The 17,583-nt window shown below is 35.6% G+C and carries 23 protein-coding genes and 2 pseudogenes; 22 read left to right on the top strand and 3 right to left on the bottom strand.

From position 1 onward, the window contains the following. Positions 1–235 precede the first annotated feature (235 nt). The 17 genes from B5V89_RS06030 (at position 236) to B5V89_RS05955 (ending at position 13,130) form a co-directional block, all read left to right on the top strand. Entirely contained in the window at positions 236–469 is a 234-nt protein-coding gene (locus B5V89_RS06030) for a hypothetical protein (RefSeq protein WP_108070954.1), read from the top strand. Between the two features lie 82 nt (positions 470–551). Next, positions 552–1,013 carry a GNAT family N-acetyltransferase gene (locus B5V89_RS06025; RefSeq protein ID WP_108070952.1) on the top strand — a complete coding sequence of 154 codons (462 nt, stop codon included), beginning with the start codon at positions 552–554 and terminating at the stop codon, positions 1,011–1,013. A 96-nt stretch (positions 1,014–1,109) separates the two neighbouring features. Then, positions 1,110–1,883: an SDR family oxidoreductase gene (locus B5V89_RS06020; protein ID WP_108070950.1), complete on the top strand. Its 774-nt coding sequence runs from the start codon at positions 1,110–1,112 to the stop codon at positions 1,881–1,883. A 368-nt stretch (positions 1,884–2,251) separates the two neighbouring features. After that, positions 2,252–3,268, top strand: coding sequence for an NADP-dependent oxidoreductase (locus tag B5V89_RS06015; protein WP_108070948.1), 1,017 nt, complete (start codon positions 2,252–2,254; stop codon positions 3,266–3,268). A gap of 145 nt (positions 3,269–3,413) precedes the next feature. Then, complete coding sequence (locus B5V89_RS06010; protein ID WP_108070946.1) at positions 3,414–4,028, top strand: TetR/AcrR family transcriptional regulator; 615 nt, start codon at positions 3,414–3,416, stop codon at positions 4,026–4,028. 5 nt (positions 4,029–4,033) lie between these two features. Continuing rightward, positions 4,034–5,056 (top strand): 2,3-butanediol dehydrogenase, encoded by a 1,023-nt coding sequence (locus B5V89_RS06005; protein ID WP_108070944.1) that lies wholly within the window; start codon positions 4,034–4,036, stop codon positions 5,054–5,056. 961 nt (positions 5,057–6,017) lie between these two features. Beyond that, positions 6,018–6,581, top strand: a complete 564-nt coding sequence (locus B5V89_RS06000; protein WP_108070943.1) for an amidase domain-containing protein — start codon at positions 6,018–6,020, stop codon at positions 6,579–6,581. Between the two features lie 74 nt (positions 6,582–6,655). Further along, a complete protein-coding gene (locus B5V89_RS05995; RefSeq protein ID WP_133174962.1) occupies positions 6,656–6,967 on the top strand; it encodes a hypothetical protein in 312 nt (103 codons plus the stop codon). A gap of 443 nt (positions 6,968–7,410) precedes the next feature. Further along, a complete protein-coding gene (locus B5V89_RS05990; RefSeq protein ID WP_108070941.1) occupies positions 7,411–7,854 on the top strand; it encodes an SRPBCC family protein in 444 nt (147 codons plus the stop codon). A 26-nt stretch (positions 7,855–7,880) separates the two neighbouring features. Beyond that, a complete protein-coding gene (locus B5V89_RS05985; RefSeq protein WP_107921042.1) occupies positions 7,881–8,405 on the top strand; it encodes a DinB family protein in 525 nt (174 codons plus the stop codon). Positions 8,406–8,559: 154 nt separating this feature from the next. Continuing rightward, complete coding sequence (locus B5V89_RS05980; protein ID WP_244913447.1) at positions 8,560–9,075, top strand: AAA family ATPase; 516 nt, start codon at positions 8,560–8,562, stop codon at positions 9,073–9,075. 11 nt (positions 9,076–9,086) lie between these two features. Continuing rightward, positions 9,087–10,214, top strand: coding sequence for a DNA polymerase III subunit beta (gene dnaN / locus B5V89_RS05975; RefSeq protein ID WP_066234880.1), 1,128 nt, complete (start codon positions 9,087–9,089; stop codon positions 10,212–10,214). A gap of 15 nt (positions 10,215–10,229) precedes the next feature. Continuing rightward, positions 10,230–10,769 (top strand): GNAT family N-acetyltransferase, encoded by a 540-nt coding sequence (locus tag B5V89_RS05970; RefSeq protein ID WP_108070939.1) that lies wholly within the window; start codon positions 10,230–10,232, stop codon positions 10,767–10,769. Then, positions 10,769–11,188: a FosM family fosfomycin resistance protein gene (fosM, locus tag B5V89_RS05965; RefSeq protein ID WP_108070937.1), complete on the top strand. Its 420-nt coding sequence runs from the start codon at positions 10,769–10,771 to the stop codon at positions 11,186–11,188. The genes B5V89_RS05970 and fosM overlap by 1 nt, the downstream gene beginning before the upstream one ends. Before the next feature lie 599 nt (positions 11,189–11,787). Continuing rightward, on the top strand, positions 11,788–11,934 hold the full coding sequence (locus tag B5V89_RS20030) for a hypothetical protein (RefSeq protein ID WP_160331475.1): 147 nt from the start codon (positions 11,788–11,790) through the stop codon (positions 11,932–11,934). 58 nt (positions 11,935–11,992) lie between these two features. Beyond that, complete coding sequence (locus B5V89_RS05960) at positions 11,993–12,418, top strand: DUF2383 domain-containing protein (RefSeq protein ID WP_108070935.1); 426 nt, start codon at positions 11,993–11,995, stop codon at positions 12,416–12,418. Positions 12,419–12,677: 259 nt separating this feature from the next. Continuing rightward, positions 12,678–13,130: a hypothetical protein gene (locus tag B5V89_RS05955; RefSeq protein WP_108070933.1), complete on the top strand. Its 453-nt coding sequence runs from the start codon at positions 12,678–12,680 to the stop codon at positions 13,128–13,130. A gap of 61 nt (positions 13,131–13,191) precedes the next feature. On the opposite strand, the gene B5V89_RS05950 is transcribed toward B5V89_RS05955, so the two are convergent. Both B5V89_RS05950 and B5V89_RS05945 read right to left on the bottom strand, forming a co-directional pair. After that, on the bottom strand, positions 13,192–13,320 hold the full coding sequence (locus B5V89_RS05950) for an FbpB family small basic protein (protein WP_107921044.1): 129 nt from the start codon (positions 13,318–13,320) through the stop codon (positions 13,192–13,194). A gap of 100 nt (positions 13,321–13,420) precedes the next feature. After that, positions 13,421–14,440: a DUF3231 family protein gene (locus B5V89_RS05945; RefSeq protein WP_108070931.1), complete on the bottom strand. Its 1,020-nt coding sequence runs from the start codon at positions 14,438–14,440 to the stop codon at positions 13,421–13,423. Between the two features lie 208 nt (positions 14,441–14,648). Here B5V89_RS05945 and B5V89_RS05940 point away from each other — a divergent pair, with 208 nt between their 5' ends. From B5V89_RS05940 to B5V89_RS05930, 3 genes are all read left to right on the top strand, one after another. Next, entirely contained in the window at positions 14,649–15,434 is a 786-nt protein-coding gene (locus B5V89_RS05940) for a class I SAM-dependent methyltransferase (protein ID WP_108070929.1), read from the top strand. A gap of 101 nt (positions 15,435–15,535) precedes the next feature. Further along, entirely contained in the window at positions 15,536–16,015 is a 480-nt protein-coding gene (locus B5V89_RS05935) for a GNAT family N-acetyltransferase (RefSeq protein WP_066234861.1), read from the top strand. A 10-nt stretch (positions 16,016–16,025) separates the two neighbouring features. Beyond that, positions 16,026–16,472 (top strand): VOC family protein, encoded by a 447-nt coding sequence (locus B5V89_RS05930; RefSeq protein WP_108070927.1) that lies wholly within the window; start codon positions 16,026–16,028, stop codon positions 16,470–16,472. Here the strand turns inward: B5V89_RS05930 and B5V89_RS20380 are convergent. Then, a pseudogene (locus B5V89_RS20380) lies at positions 16,449–16,571 on the bottom strand (DinB family protein); the annotation flags it as partial. The gene B5V89_RS05930 and the pseudogene B5V89_RS20380 sit on opposite strands and share 24 nt — an antisense overlap. Before the next feature lie 27 nt (positions 16,572–16,598). Here B5V89_RS20380 and B5V89_RS20705 point away from each other — a divergent pair. Together B5V89_RS20705 and B5V89_RS05920 are read left to right on the top strand one after the other, a co-directional pair. Further along, positions 16,599–16,732 (top strand): annotated as a pseudogene (locus B5V89_RS20705) (DUF3626 domain-containing protein); the annotation flags it as partial. Between the two features lie 110 nt (positions 16,733–16,842). Further along, a complete protein-coding gene (locus B5V89_RS05920) occupies positions 16,843–17,562 on the top strand; it encodes an MBL fold metallo-hydrolase (protein WP_181294614.1) in 720 nt (239 codons plus the stop codon). Positions 17,563–17,583 lie beyond the last annotated feature (21 nt).

The raw sequence follows: 17,583 nt of genomic DNA, 5'->3' as shown, positions 1-17,583 counted from the left end.
ACAATTATATGGACTTAATCGAAAATCAATCCCTATGTGCACGAATCCACAAGATGAGGGAAGACGAAGCGCGAAAATCAATCCCCATGTGCATGAATCCACTCGATATGGAAACAAATTCCACAACGCCAGCATCAAATTCCCGAATCCGAAATATACAATCAGAGGGAGGAAATTTCCCCATCAAAAAGGAATATACATACAATAATAAGCGAACGAGGAAAGAGGGATGGGGATGGGGTTCTATTGGACTGGACTTTTATTTTGGGTATTATCGGGAGCTTACTTATTTCTGTTTATCGGTGGACTGCTGGCAAGATCGTGGAGGGCGTTGGTTGCTAGTGGAATTGCGGTGATATTGCCGTCGCTTTACTTTTTCGCTGCGGAAAATTGGTTAAGACTTGCGATATCGCTGCCTTTTCTTTCTTTTATCTTGGCTTATTTGGTGAGAAAAAAAAGATCCATATAAAATTGTTTAAGTTTGTTATCTAGTCCGAGGTTGGATTACTAAGTTAAAATATATACCTATTTTTTGAGATGGGAGACCTAATATGAAAATAAACCGAACTAATGATTTCGAACTAATTGCTAAGTTGAATAAGCATGTACACGATTTGCACATAAAGTTATATCCCAAGCACTTTAAAGAATATAACTTTGAAGAGGTGAAGGCTTTCTTTGCAAGTATTATTGATATAGAGGAATTCGTGTTTCTTATTTTGGAACAAAATGAGCAGCCTTTAGGTTATGCGTGGATAGAATTAAGAGAGTATCCGGATAACCCTTTTAAAAAAGCGTATAAATCTGTATATGTGCATCAAATTAGTATTTCAGAAAATCAAGGCAAAAAAGGTTACGGTTCAAGATTGATGGACGAAATCTGTAATATTGCACGTGCAAATGGGATAAATAAAATTGAATTAGACTATTGGTGCGATAACGAGATAGCAAAAAGCTTTTATAAGAAAAACGGATTTGTAAAATACCGTGAATTTGTTTATAAGGACATTTAAACTTGATACTGTACTCTGAGTAAAAAATACAAGAGGTGCAATTGTACTATACCTTCTTTAATTTATCCAAAATTATGTTTCAAAAGGGGGAAGGAAATGAGTAATTTAAAAGGGAAAATTGCCATCGTTACGGGGGCTAGTCGTCGAAATGGGATTGGTGCTGCGATTTGTTTAGAGCTTGCTCGAAGGGGGGCGGATATATTTTTTACCCATCTTCGCCAATATGATCGGCAAATGGACTATTATATCGAAGAAGATTTTCCAACTGAGCTTGAGGGGGAATTGAAGGATATGGGTGTACGGGTCGGATCATTAGAGGTTGATCTTAGTCTGCCAGATGGACCTGGGAATCTATTAAATGAAGTGGAAAATCAATTAGGTTTGCCTTCTATTCTAGTGAATAATGCGACATATAGTATTGATGTAGATTATAAAGCAATGACAATTGATATTCTGGACCGTCATTATGCTGTAAATGTTCGTGGAACATGTATGCTTACAGTGGAATTTGCAAGACGAATTGAAGGAAAGCACGGTGGCAGAGTGATTAATCTCGTTTCGGGTCAAGCTAAGTCACCGGAACCGGGTAACTTAGCTTATGTGACGACCAAAGGGGCGATTTCGACATTTACGAAGACGATGGCCTTAGAGGTTGCGAAACATCGCATTACTGTTAATGCTGTTGACCCAGGTCCAACTGATACGGGCTGGATGAGTGATAAGTTAAAAGAACATTTATTGCCTAAATTCCCGATGAGGAGAATCGGACAACCTGAAGATGCTGCTCGCATTATCGCTTTTTTGGCAAGTGATGAGGCGGAGTGGATCACGGGGCAGATTATTCATTCGGATGGGGGATTTTGGGACTAATCTCATTCAGAAGGGTGAAGCGAGGAAATAAGGGTTATTCAACGGTATCTTCTATTAACAAAAGAAAAGAAAATAAAAAAAGTGGATTCGAGAATATGTCGAATCCACTTTTTATACTCTGTTTAACTATAATATCTGACCAAAACAAAAACTAAAGAGGATATTTTGAGCAAGGATGTCTAAAATATCATTGAGATTGACTGCAAATGAGCAGTCTTTTTAATGTAAAACGCGTGTTCATTGACAAAAAAATAAGCAGGAGTATACTTGGAATTGAACAATTGTTCAAAACAAATGTTCAAAATAGTAAAAGAGATATGCCTATAAAATCAGAACAAATAATCCCTTTCCTGAATGGAGGAGTAATAATGAGTCAAATGCAAAAACAAATTCAGCTTGCAAAACGTCCGATTGGAACGCCTTCGATAGAGGATTTTGCTTTTATTGAAGCACCAATTGGAACACCGTCAGATGGTGAGGTACTGATACGTACCGTATATATTTCAGTTGATCCGTATTTACGTGGAAGGATGCAGGATGTAAAATCATATATTCCACCATTTCAATTAAACGAGGTCATTACAAGTGGAGTCATTGGCCAAGTTGTAGAATCAAAGTCGGAACAGTTTGCTAAAGGTGATTTAATCATTGGTACTCTAGGCTGGCAGGAATATTCGATTGCGAACGAGAGAGAGATTCGAAAAATTGATCCGACGTTAGCTCCTGTAACAGCGAACCTTAGTATTATTGGAATGACAGGATTAACAGCATATTTTGGCCTGCTTGATATTGGACAGCCGAAAGAAGGAGAAACCGTTGTCGTATCTGGAGCTGCTGGGGCAGTGGGATCGACCGTTGGACAAATTGCGAAAATTAAAGGGGCACGTGTCGTGGGGATTGCCGGGACAGAAGAAAAATGTCGCTACCTTTTAAATGAACTCGGATTTGATGCAGTAATTAATTATAAAAAGGAAGATGTTCCTAGTGCATTAGAAAAAGCTTGTCCGAATGGAATCGACATCTATTTTGATAATGTTGGTGGCGTTATTTCTGATGCTGTATTCCCACTTCTTAATAAGTTTGCGCGTATTCCGGTTTGTGGGGCAATTTCTGCCTATAATAAAGTCGATATTGATATGGGACCACGCGTTCAAACTGCACTTATCAAAACAAGTGCCCTTATGAAAGGATTTACACTAGGAGATTACTCTAACCGATTTAAAGAAGGCGGTACCGCACTTGCCAAATGGTTAAACGAAGGCAAACTTAAATATGAAGAAACCATTACCGAAGGATTCGACCATATTATCGACGCCTTCCTTGACCTTTTTAAAGGGGCTAATCTCGGTAAGCAACTCGTCAAAGTAGCGGATATTGAAGAATAACTGGTGAACCCCATTTAAAGGATATTATTTACTTTTAAAACTGAAGTGTTTGAGCGGGAGGCAGGGGTAGGGAAGTCCCCTGCGGAAAGCGAAGTGTCTGGAGCGAAAATCAACAACCTAATACAACAGAGCCTTTATAAAAACAATGAAGGGGCTGAGTCAATTAAAACAGAGTAAAAGTAATGACAAAAATAAGGTTGTCCGAGATCAAATTCTTCAAGCAGCAAAGAAATTATTTGCGAAAAAAGGCTATGAAGGGACAACCGTAAGACAGATTTGTAATGAAGCAAATGTTTCATTGGCTCTCGTTTCGTATCATTTTGGAGGGAAGGAAAATGTTTTCTTTGAAATGTTCGAACCGATTAGACAATTGTTTGCAAATATGAATTATGATTTATCCGATCCGTTAGGTGCACTTAAAATCTTTTGTAGACAGTTTGTTATTTTTAGAAATGAAGAACATGAATTAATTAGTATTTTACAACAAGAGTTAGTGATGAATAGTCCAAGATTAGAGAAGCTGACAGATGTGTTTTTTCCTTCTTGGGAGCAACTTCGGTTGATTTTAAAAAAGTGTCACGATGAAAATGCAATTCAATTTCCCCCAATCGATCTAGCAGTGAACTTTGTGATGGGAACTTTAATGCATACTTTTAATATTTCATTTTTGAATCGAACACAATCGGAATTGTCTCCTGAACAGGTAGCGGATCTGGCTGTAAGTTTTATTATTAATGGACTTACTAAGGGAAAGAGGTAGGAAAGATGAAAGCGGCAAAAATATATGGAGCAAAAGATATACGAGTGGAAGAAGCAGAAATACCTGTACTAGAAAATGGAATGGTGAAGGTAAAAGTTGAATATGCGGGCATTTGTGGAAGTGATATGCATGAGTATTTAGCGGGAACTTATCCAATGCGTACTCAACCTGTTTTAGGTCACGAGTTTTCGGGTGTCGTAGTGGAGGTAGGAGAAGGAGTAACCAATACAAAAGTAGGAGATCGAGTTGCTGTTGAACCACTTATTCCTTGTGGAGAATGTGATAATTGCCAAAGAGGCTTTGTAAATTTATGTACAGAGCGTCAAGGATATGGATACACAGTTTCAGGTGGATTTGCTCAATTTGCAGTTGTGAAGGAAGAGAATATTTTCCACTTGCCTGAAAACATGAGTTTAGAGCTTGGTGCACTTGTTGAGCCAACAGCTGTTGCGGTTCATGCTGTCCGTCAAAGTCAATTAAAGCTTGGAGATACTGCAGCAATATTTGGTGCAGGTCCAATTGGATTATTGTTGTTACAAGCGGTTAAAGCAGCGGGAGCAAGTGAAGTTTTTATCGTGGAAGTTTCGGAAGAACGTCGTCAAAAAGCATTAGAACTTGGTGCTACACATGTGATTAATCCAATCGGTACAGATGCAGTTGCCTTTATCCGTGAACAAACGAACGGTGGAGTAAATGTAGCTTTTGACGCAGCAGGTGTACAAGCGACATTTACAAGTGGCGTAAGTTCCGTGCGCCCAGGCGGTGAATTCAAGATTGTCAGTGTATGGGAAAAACCAGTCAATTTTGATCCAAATATGATTGTAAGAACAGAAGCGAAAATCAGTGGTTCTTATGCATATGTTCGTTTATTCCCGGAAGTCATTCGCCTGCTTGCTAGTGGCGTCATTGACGGCAACGCAGTCATTACAAGTCAAATTGCGTTAGATGACATTGTAGAAAAAGGCTTTGAAAAATTAACAAAAGATCGTTCTCAATGTAAGATTCTTGTGAATATGAATCTAAATTAATTGGTGGTTGCTTTAAATAGATTAGGAGATTAAAAGCTATTTTATAGTAAAATTTCGGCAAAAAGGCGACAGATTCATTTTTGAATTCGTCGCTTTTTTTCATTAGGAAGAAAAATCCATCACTACTTACCTTATAGTATTCTTCAATATTAGTTAATCTGTTTTTCTTTCCAATTGAATCGTGACGGGTATGGTGGTGTCGATTGGAATACAAGCACCAGTCCAAGCAAAATCAATCCAAAATTCATTCATTTTGATTTTTTAATTCTCCTTCTTCAAAATCAGTAGCTTTTTCATAAGAAGAACCATCTATCTTATAATTAAAAACAGATGGAGTACTACCCTCTCCGATATACGAGATTTTATAAAGTCTACTCTACTCATCTTCAACATTCAATATCACCTTCCAACAATCACTTTTTCCTTTAAAATGCTGTGCCTCAAATTTATTAGAAATTTGTTTTATCTGTACAGGCAGCCAGTATCAAGATAATTGCATATAACCTATCAACAATAAGTATTTCTTTATAATTATTTCCTCCTTTGCTTGTAATATTTGATGTTCAGATTCAATTTTTATCCCACTTTTTAAATTATTTAGAACACAACAATTATTTATGATTCTTTTTAAGTAATGGAGGAGAGAATTTCAAAAATTTGATAGACTAATTTCCTACTGGCTGCATCTAAACAAGGCCAGTGATTACATAGAAGAACAGAAATGAATTGATTAAATCATTCAAGTACTATCATATAGTATAAGATATAGTACTAAAGGTATGGGTATAATCCTTTTTTTTAGTTATTTTTTACCGTTTTTGTTATTTTATATTGTGGTAGGTAAAGAAACTTTTTATAATAGTAATCAGAAAATTGGGAGTCTTTAGCTTTTATAACATTACTTTAAGGGGTTGGTTTATGTGAAAAAAATAATTCTATTAAGGCAACAACGTTAGGTGAGATGAAAGAAGAAATAGAGAAAGAAGAAGCAACGGCTGAATTATTAGGACAATATGAACCAGAGGCTACTGGGACAATTAACTTAAAAAATGCAAGAGCTTATGCAGAAAAATATTATAAAAATTATAATAAGGGCTACCCTGAATTCGGTAATGATTGTACAAATTTTGTTTCTCAAATATTAGCAGAAGGTGGAAGAAGAGAAGTCTATCCTATGCATCTTCCATCTTATACAACTGATTCGAAGTATTGGTATATGAAAAAACGTCCTGATAATTCTTGGGGATGGAGTAAATCTTGGACTGTAGTATCGGATCTTTATGCTCATTTAGTGAGAACACAAAAAGGATATAGTAGTACAAGTAAAAGTTCTATTATTAGTAATGCAAAATCTGGAGACGTAATTCAATTTAAAAAGCCAGGGGCAGACCGTTATTCTCATACAATGTGGATTTATGAAAAGCAAAGTAGTAATCTCTTACTTTCCGGCCATGATAATGATTATTTAAAACGTAGCTTTAATGCAATAACGGGTTATGCAAAATATAGAATAATCAAAATGTAATAGAGAGGAAGATTAACATAAAAAAGAAAAAAGTTATTGGACTAATTGTGCTTTTATTTGTAGTTTTCATCGTATTGTTAAGTTCTATAACTATTTTTTCATATGAAGAATCTAAAAAGTTTAAAGGATTTCCTGTACCGAAACATGCAAAATTAACGAAAAGTAGGGCGGATTTTGAGGCGTATGATTGGTCACCTGCTTCGGAGGAAGAAGGACTTCCCTTAAGATATCTTCTTATCATCAAACTTAAAGGTTGGAAAAAGACGTTTGAAGAAGGTTCTTTAACAATCTATGAAAAGGATGGATATAAGATCGATGTCATATCCCAAACGGATTATTTATCTTTAGGGATAGATTCGGATTCCAAAAATGACAATAAAGAATAAAGGGTAAAAAAGCTTTCGGTGTAGATTAAAAAGAAGATGTTTGCACAAACCTTAGTGATATAAGAAAAATGACTATCAAAAAGTGTAGTAGTTGATAGTCATTTTTTATTATAGATCAAATGGCTCTTTTAAAAGCTTGAATTTCTTAATGCAAGGAAGATTGCTAGTGTAATAAAGAAATTTACTGCCAATGATGCTGTTCAGAATCCTGCTTGCAGCCTCCCACAATAAAAAAGCAAGACTCTCATCCCATCTACCATATATCTCGTAGGTAAAATAGGACCAAATATTTGAGGGACGATAGGCAAAGTCGAGAAAGGAACAGCTCCTCCACTTGTCGCTAGTATATCCTTATGATATAGAATCGTATATTAAAGGAAAAGAACGACTCGTTATCGAAATATAAAGATAAGCATTGGGATGGTATAAGGAGGTTGGAAAATATGCCTGAAATCGAGCATAGTACATATATAAAGGTGGAGAAAGTAAAAGTATATGAAATACTTTCTTCTCCTGAAGGATGGAATGCATGGTTTACAGATGATACTTCTCTCACACTAAATTCTGAGGGAACTGGTGATATTCGATTAAAATGGACTGATTTCGGCAGCAAAAAAGAGAATATTGAGGATGGCGGTAAAATACTTGAGGCAATCCCTAATAAATCATTTGTTTTTCAATGGTCTCCGGGCGAAAGTATAACTACAGTATCTATTAAACTTGAGAAATATAAAGATGGAACTCTAGTAAGGCTAAGAGAAACGGGATACTCTAGTTCTGAAAAGGACTTAGCTGCTTATTTAGGGTGCGCTGTAGGTTGGGGAGAGGCGTTAACGCTATTAAAGGTTTACCTAGAATATGGTATTGTGTGCAAACAAGATTTGTAGACCATTTTAAAAAGGGGTAGATAAATTTGGAGAAAAAATCACTATTCGTATCGTCTTTAGCAGGATATGAAGAAGAAATTGGCCGTTGGCTATGGTGTTTAGAAGATGTTCGACGCACCATAAAACAGAGATTATCTGGAATTAGTCAAAGCGATCTTGATACAAAAATCGATGAAAGACAAACGATTGGCTCACTTTTATATCATATCGCTTTAATCGAAGCCGATTGGTTATATGAGGAAGTGTTATGTACTGAATGGGACCCAGAAATACGAGAGTTGTTTCCGTTCGAATGCCGTTCTGATGACGATTCATTAGCCCATATCGAAGGACAAAGTTTGGAAGCGCATTTTGATCGTCTTAACAAGGTACGTGAAGTTTTTCTTTCACATTTTCGTACAATGGATCTTATAGATTGGCGGAAACCAAGGGTCCTTGAAAAATACGATGTCACACCTGAATGGGTCGTCTACCACTTAATTGAGCACGAATCCCATCATAGAGGACAGATTTTTCAATTACTTAGTAAATTAAAGCATGAACGTATTTAATTATTAAAAAATCGACAGTTTAATTTGCTGTTGATTTTTTTATGTAGCCGTCTGAAAAAAGGATCTCAAAAAGGTATTTTTGTTTACAATGTAGAATTCCTTTTTTAGAAGGAAGGTCGAAAAGGTAAATATAATGTTGAAAAGTGGTGAAAGAGTGTCGAAAGCAATCCCGAATAGAATTCATATTATCGGTTCAGTTGGTAGTGGAAAAACAACTTTAGCCCGATCATTATCTAAAAAATTGAACATCCCATTTTATGAATTAGATAATGTTGTATGGATAAGGACAAAATCCGGTGATGTGCAAAGGGGGCAGAAGGAAAGAGATAAGTATCTTACCGATATTGTAAGGTCAGAAGCATGGATTATCGAAGGTGTCCATCATCCATGGGTATCCCCGAGCTGGGAAAAAGCGGACTTAATAATCTTTCTGGATACGGATTATTCAATAAGGACTTATCGAATCATTAAACGATATATACGACAAAAATTAGGACGCGAAAAAGCGAATTATCAACCGTCGTTTGACATGTTTAAAAAGATGTTCGGTTGGAATGCTTATTTCGAAAAGAAAAGCAAACCTGAAATTATGGAGCTTTTAAGACCGTATGAGGAGAAATTGCTCATTTTAAAAGATAATAGAAGAAATATTTTGAATGAAGGTTCCTAAGGGGTGTGGAGATGGAGTTTATTATTAATAACGACTGTTTCAATAAGGCGATTTCAGAGGTGAGGAAAGGAATTTCTTCGAAAACGCCTTTGCCGATTTTAACGGGTATTAAGATAGTCGTTAATAAGGAAAGTGTTATTTTAATCGGAAGTAATTCGGGTATCATCATTGAAAAAAGAATTCCTTTAATGATTGATGGAGTCAAAGTTTTAGAAATCGTACAACCGGGGAGTATTGTTATTCCGGCCAACTACTTGAGTGAAATCGTTAAGAAATTGCCATCTGATGTTCATATGAAAGCAAATGAAAAGCAGTTGATTACGATTCAATCTGATGAAATTATTACACATATAAGTGGCTTGAATGCGGATGATTATCCAAGACTTCCGGATATTCAGCAAAACTTCTGTATAAAGATAGGAAGTAATGAATTAATCGAACTATTTAAACAGACGATGTTTGCTGCCTCATCAAACGAAATGAAGCCAGTATTAACGGGAGTTCATATGAATTTTTTAGATGACAAACTTGTTGTTGTTGCAACAAATTCACATCGACTGTCTAGGAGAGAACTGTCTATAGAATCCGATGTGAATGCTTCTATCATAGTTCCACGGTCAAGCTTACTGGAGTTTACGAAGTTATTTATAGATTCAGGGGAATTAAAGCTGTTCATAACGAACAATTATATTGTCTTTCAGTCAAAGGACATGACTTTATATTCAAGATTAATCGATGGTGTGTATCCGAATACGGCTGGACTCATTCCAAAGGAATCAAAAACAAGAAATAGATTAACTACCAATCAATTTTTAAAAGGAATAGATCGTGCCTGTTTGTTTGCAAGTGAATGGAGAAATAATAATGTGAATCTATCGATTGTAGAAGGGGATAAAATAAAGATTTCGTCATTGGCATCGGAAATAGGAAAGATTGAGGAAACCCAAACGATTCAAATGGTTGAAGGACAGAAGGAACTGAGTATTTCTTTAGACGGAAGTTTTTTAAAGGATGCATTAAAGGTAATTCAGGAAGAAGAGATAATGATACAATTTGGCGGATCAATGAGTCCAATATTCATACAACCTGTCGGTAATCCATCGTTTCTGCAACTCATATCGCCGGTTCGGACGTATTAAAAGGGGGAGATTTATATGTTTCCGGTTTTAGAAACAGAGAGAATGAAATTGAGAGAAATAGTTGAAGAAGATGCGGGCGACATTTTTTCTTGTTTTTCTAATGAACAAGTCACGAGGTACTATGGGCAAGAACCATTTGTAAAAGTTGATCAGGCAAAGCAAATGGTCCATCTTTTTGCAAAAAATTATGAGGAAAAACGAGGGATTCGTTGGGGAATGGAGAGAAAGGGAACAAAAGGATTAATCGGTACGATTGGCCTGAATGCATGGTCACCAACACATAAGCGTACGGAAATTGGCTATGAAATCCATCCGGACTTTTGGCGCAAAGGTTATGCTAAAGAGGCAATTTCAGAGATTGTTACATATGGACTTGAAGAGCTAGGACTCATGAGAATTGGTGCCGTTGTTTTTCTGGAAAACACAGCTTCCAATGAACTTTTACTAAAAATGGGCTTTCAGCATGAAGGTGTGTTGAAAAATTATATTCATCAAAATGGACGGTCGTATGATACGAATGTTTATGGGTTATGTAAAGTTGTGGATAAGAGCTGATGGCGATTAAAGGTGTGAATCATTTCTTATTTTCTGTATCAAATTTAGAAGCATCAATTGAATTTTATCGGAATGTGTTTGATGCAAAGCTGCTTGTTAAGGGAAGGAGCCTTGCCTATTTTGATTTAAATGGGATATGGCTTGCATTAAATGAAGAAAAGGATATTTCGCGTGAGGAAATCCATCTATCATATACACATATTGCTTTCTCTGTTGATGAAGAAGATTTCGATACAATGGTAGAAAAGTTACGTTCGTTCCATGTGAATATTCTTCCCGGTCGAGAGCGAGATGAAAAGGATAAACGCTCCATTTATTTTACTGATCCAGATGGGCATAAATTTGAGTTTCATACAGGGACACTGGAAGATAGGATGGCGTATTATCGAGAAGAAAAGGATCATATGGAATTTTATTAAGTTAAAAAAGCGGAGCCTGTTTTGGACAAGGATGTTTCAAAACAGGCTCATTTTGATACGGGAAGATGAAGAGCGAAAGTCCAATCCCACGTGAACGAATCCGTACGATTCGAGAAGATAAAGAACGAAAAAACAGTCTCATGTGGACGAATCCGTTCATACGGGTGGTTCGTTAGTTAAATAAGGATCGTCATTCGTTGCTGAAGGATTACGGAAAAGTTATTCATCTGAAGATTCATCTTTCTTCACCAATATCAGAGAAAGAATTTCGATCACATGCGAATTTTGCTTTGACTTTTCTAAAAATGACAAAGGGATTTGGCCGTTTTTGGCGGCCGCTCTATTTTTATATGTAAAGTTCTCAATTTTTGCCTCTGGAAAGTACTGATGAAAATATCCACCTAAGGATAAGTTTTTTTACGTTTGGATCAGAAAAAAGATAGAAAAAGAAGAGGTTTAGCACCCAAAAAGAAAGTAATCGAAAAAATGGGAGTTAAAGAAAAAGTGATTCATCGATTGCCAAGCGTTTTGAATAAAGGACGGCGGATATTTTTTTAAATTAATGAACATTATATATGTTGAGCGGGAGGTGAATGTTGATGGAGAATAACAAAAAAACAAAATCATCCAATACAAAAAATGGATCAGGGTCTTCATATAATAAGAATCACGCGGGTCATTTACCAGACTATGGTGGAAATGATGTGGATCCGAATGCAAAAGGGATTGTAACTAAGGATGAATAGTACTCATGATAAGACGCCTCGTTATTGGCGTTTTTCTTATATAGTTAGGAGGGTAAATATGGTAAATAATCACGTAATCAACACGTTGAATGATTTTTTGAAAGGTCAATATATGGGGATACATGCTTATGAAAACTATATTCAAAAAATATCGGATGAACAAATCAAACGAGAGCTTCAAAAGATTCAGCAAGAACTTAAAAACGATGCTTCCAAAGTTGCAGAAAGAATTCAAAATCTCGGGGGAAAACCTGCTGATAGTGAGGGCATCGTTGGTTCCATACAAGGTTATATCAATCATTTTACAATTCCAAATGATACATCCGAGATGCTGGAAGATGCGTTAAATGGTGAAAATAAAGGGATACAGATGGCAAAAGAAATCGTTAGAGGGGATCTCGATCCGGAAAGTCTTCAGTTAATTAAAGAACTTCTTAATAAAGATAGGAGTCATGTAGAGCGATTGCGGGGATTAATTCAATAAGGAGATGGTTTTCTGAATTGTATAATTGAGGTGAAAAAGGGATGCCACGTTATTCAAATAAATGGAGGATATTGAAATCATCGATGGATCCTCTTTTCAATTAAAAATTAAGGAAATTAAAGGAAGGGTTTCTTTTCTTCTTGTCGAATAATAGATTAAGAATAATTTTAAAAGGAGCTCTTCGTGAACAGATGGATCAAATTAGTGAATGCCTCTCCCTAAATAGTAGAACTTTTTGTAAAAGGGAAGAGGTGATTTCTTGAATTATTATATGAGAGTACTTATCACGGTTATTTTTGTAATGGCAATTATAGGGGTTGCCTTTTTGTGGGGATTTATCGCCAAAAAATTTGAGAAAAGGTATATTGCACTCGTTCAATCGAAAAAAGGGAAATTACTCATCCTCTTAGGAGCATATCTAATTCAATCAGCGCTGGTAGTCATACTTTCTTTTCAATTTAGGACCTTTATAATAGATACGTTATTTGTATTTAGTTTTATTATTTCCGGGATTGCTTGGTTATACTCTTATTTTCGAACCTATTCAGTGAATCAGCAAAAGGTTATTATTAAGCAATACGGCGGCGACTATAGTGTGAGTGAAATAAAAGTATTTAAGTTGGCATTAAATCCCTTTTTGATAGGAATCTATTCTTTTTCTATTATCGGCATCGTTATAAGCTTTTTATATTATCTACCTTACTTTTTTTAGTCTTGAGTTTTCTACATAATAATATCATAAAGAAGGACCCCGTTTAGGAGTCCTCTTATCACTACATTTGTTTTTGGATACTGTATTTTTTATCAATTTTTATTTCTATTTTTTCTAAAGCCTTCTGATCTTTAATAATGTCTAATCTATTTTTATTTACAAGTTCTTTTAATGTAATATTTTTTCTCATAACTTACACTCCTTTCATATTTCATTATACCCTAAAATAGCCTAGGTAAAATTAAAATAGTATGAATATTTAGTGAAATATTCATTAAATAGGATTATTTTTATAAAAATTTGTCTGAAGCTAAATGGTCCCTGTCGACCGCTTCGGGTGGACGTTCCATCCAATCATTTTCTATCATGATATTCATACCGTCCTCCACAAAAAGACCGATTTCAATTAAAAAACGAGAATACATCGTTGCCAAATCCTTCCTTCCGTTTGCGGATAATGAATTCGCATAAGATCGCACCTTCATAGAAAACATGTCTATCTTATGGAATACCATCAATTTATCTGAAAATGGTGAATCGGTGGATGTACTTACTAGATGGTCCAAAAAAGATGGGGAAGGTAAATGATCTTTATGTAATTTTTTTGAACAATTTTCTATATGTTTATTGGTTATGTTCCTTCCTTTAATAAAAAAATCTTTTACTTTCTCATTTTTAGCTACTTGGCTAAATCCAATAAGAAGCGCTTTACTCGTAATATCATTTTCAATATTATCAAACAAATGCGCGATCTCTAAGCTATGAAGATTTCTTACATCACCAAGGAATCCATTTAAATAATTATTCTCTTTTATAAATTTAACTTTTTCAGGTGTAGGAATAGTTGTAGTCTTTATTAATAAACCTTTCATATTAAGTACATTATTTACTTCAAATAAAAGCTTTTTCGTAGAGTTAAGACAATAAGAAAAAAATTCTTTAACATCCTCTCTAATTACGATTGGAATGGCAATAGAATAAAGACTGAGTCCTGCTTTTCCTGCATATTTCAAATAATAAAGATAAAATTCATCTGCAAATAGTCGTGGAGCGCTTAGATTCACATCCTGTTCACCAAACCCCAAAGGTATTGGAAAGTCTTCTTGAATAAATATTTTTTCAATTTCTTTAACCATTGACTCACTTAGATGTAATGCATCATTTAAAACCTTTTTGATATCTTTATCTTCCGTATGCAGAAGGTAGTATGTTAGGACCCGAATAGACATGGAATTACCCATATATGTAGCCCATAATTTTCCCATTTCAGCTGCACTTAATTTTTCATTTAAAGAATTACTCTTTACCATTTATATACAACTCCTGCTATATTATTTTCCTTTGAAAACATAATGTACAAAATCGTTAGGATTCTTATTTTTTCCAATCAGTGGTGATACATACGGTTTTTGTGGAAAAAATTCGATAAATTCCTTCAGATGTCTATTTCCTCATTCATGTATAATAAAATGAAAAAGAAAAGGATGACTTATTTCTACATTAAAGGAGCTGATATTTATGGAAAACTTCGAAGAGTACGATGATCCAATTTTATACGATAAAGAAAATGAATCATACACAGCGGACATTCCATTTTTATTAAAATGGGCGGCAAAAACGGAAGGAACGATTATCGATGTCGCCTGTGGTACGGGTAGAGCGACGATCCCTTTAGCAAAGAACGGACACAAGCTCATCGGTGTTGATGTACATAACGGAATGCTAGCAGAAGCGAAAAGGAAAACGGACAAGCTTAATTTACCAATTGAGTGGATCGAACAAGATTGCGCGGAGCTTAACTTAAATGTAAAGAGCAATCTTATTTATACAGTCGGAAATTCATTTCAGCACTTCCTGACAAATGAAGCCCAGGATGCATTATTAAACTCTGTGAACAAACATTTGAACGTGGATGGGATCTTTATTTTTGGGACACGGTTCCCGAGTACAGAAGAATTACTGCAGCCAAGTACAGAGGAATATTGGAAAACATATATAGATGAAGAAAGTCAGCATAAAGTAGATGTATACACAATTAGTCACTATGATTCCCTTAATCAAGTTCAACATTACACGACGATACGAAAATTTTTAAACGATGCTGAGGAAATCGTTGATGAAAAGAAAACAAACATCAGCCTGCGATATGTCTTTCCGAAAGAAATGGAACGATTGCTGGAAAGGCATGGTTTTGAAATTGTTCATCTTTATAAAAATTGGAATGAGGAACCGATAACGAATGACAGTTATGAAATGGTGTATGTGTGTAAAAAATACAGGAAGTGTAGGAGGAAAAATGTTTGAGAAGATATTATTGAAAAAATATAAGATTATTCATTGAATTATTTGCGAACATATATTCGGTGTGGTAAAATGGTTTTATAAATAACACGGAGTATTTTTATATGAAAACAGGCAATGAAGTAGAATTGCATTTTTATAAGTCGGAATATTTTGATTTGCTGAAAGACTATCATTTACCGGAGGACCAAGCTCGTTTTACTGCATTACCAGCAGACGCTTTGGAAGTGATACATGAAAAACAACCAATCGTGATAATGAGTGATGGTGAGGCAGTTGGATTTTTTGTGTTACATACTAGTCCACGGGTGAAAGATTATACCGATAATCCTCATGCTTTGCTATTAACGGCATTTTCGGTTAATCATTCTCAACAAGGCAAAGGTTATGCCCGTAAAGGATTGGAGCGGTTAAATGCATTTGTTCGTAAAGAATTCCCCGAATACAATGAGATTGTTTTGTCTGTGAACAAACTAAATATTCCAGCACAAAAGGTGTATGAAAAGGTTGGTTTTCAAAATACAGGGCGAAGTAGATTTGGGAAAATGGGAGAGCAGTTTATTTATAGCTTCCTATTAAAATGATGAAGGGATGATGATTCAAGTTGTTTTACAAATGACGGTTCAAATTCGTGTACCTGATATGAAAGAAGGACAAAAATGGTATGAAACCCTTTTGAATAGAAAGCCAGATTTCATTCCTCATGAAGGTTTTGCGGAATGGGAAATGATCCCTGGGTGCTGGCTGCAAATGGCTGAAGGAACACCTTCAAATGGAAGCGGTCCAATCCGGTTAGGGGTTACGAATATAGAAGAAACGCGGGAAAGACTTGTAAGGGAGTTAAAGGTTGAGCAATTTGAGCTTTGTTCAAGGGAAGAAGTACCTGTTAAATGGGGCACCTTTTCCGATCCGTGGGGAAATCGACTAGGTTTATTTGAATATGTAAACGAGGATGATAAAAATGAAAGAATCGCGGCGATTCTTAGGAAAAAGAGGTGTAAGCCCCTCTTTAGTTTATTAGAAGTAGACCCTGATGATTAAATCGGAGTTAACGGGTTTCAATTCTAGTTCCCTCGACCATATTGATAATTGTCCAATATGGTGAATCTCATGTGAGATTAAATGCCTGATGATTTTTCCGATACAAGTAAGAGTTGATTCACTGCCATAGACTTCAAGTTCAATCCAACTTTCCGGAGTGACCGTGGTAAAATAATGTGGCTCTTCGGGAATTAAAATTATTGTGGTATGTATTAGTTCGGTATGGGAAACCAATTCGAAACTTATCCAGAACAACTTAAAAAAGTCGATGTTCTAAACTTGAAAAAGTTTTATTCATTTGCTTTCTTTTTATTTCAAACTAACTACGCTATTCTTATTAGGCACTACAATCTGGAGGAGGAATGGCAAAGTGAAAATTTCCAAACATGTTGAAATGGTCGTACTAAATATCGAAGGCTTTTTGCTAAATCCAACCCTATTATGGGATGACGAGAAAGCGATATTGGTTGATACAGGAATGCCTGGTCAACTTGAACCAATCAAGTCAGCTATGAACAAAGCTGGAGTTCCTTTTGAGAAATTGCAGGCGGTAATTTTAACCCATCAGGATATCGATCATATTGGGAGCCTTCCAGAAATTCTTCAGGCAAGAGACGAAAGAATTGAAGTTTACGCACATGAACTAGACAAACCTTATATTGAAGGTACGAAACATATGATGAAGGCAGATCCGAATAAAATTAGCAAAGAAGTTTGGGATTCACTTCCTCAACCAATGCAAGCGTTATATATGAATCCGCCAAAAGCAAAAGTAGATCACACACTTGAAGATGGTCAGGTACTGTCTTACTTTGGAGGCATCGAAGTAATTTTTACACCGGGCCATACACCAGGACATATTAGTTTGTATGTAAAAGAAAGCAAAACCCTTATTGTTGGTGACGCGATGGTAATAAGTAATGGTGCATTGCATGGCCCCGTTCCCCGCAACACGCCAGATATGGAAACAGCATTTCAATCACTAGAAAAATTTCTTCCATTCGATATTGAAAACGTGATTTGCTATCATGGTGGTTTTTTAAGTGGGAAAATACATGAACAAATTCGAAAACTTGTTCAGAATAACTAAGTGATGTCTTTGTTGGAAAAT

It is taken from the genome of Heyndrickxia sporothermodurans (assembly GCF_003055045.1).
Classification (GTDB): Bacteria; Bacillota; Bacilli; order Bacillales; family Bacillaceae_C; genus Heyndrickxia; species Heyndrickxia sporothermodurans.
This window is presented reverse-complemented; position numbering and strand designations above follow the sequence as displayed.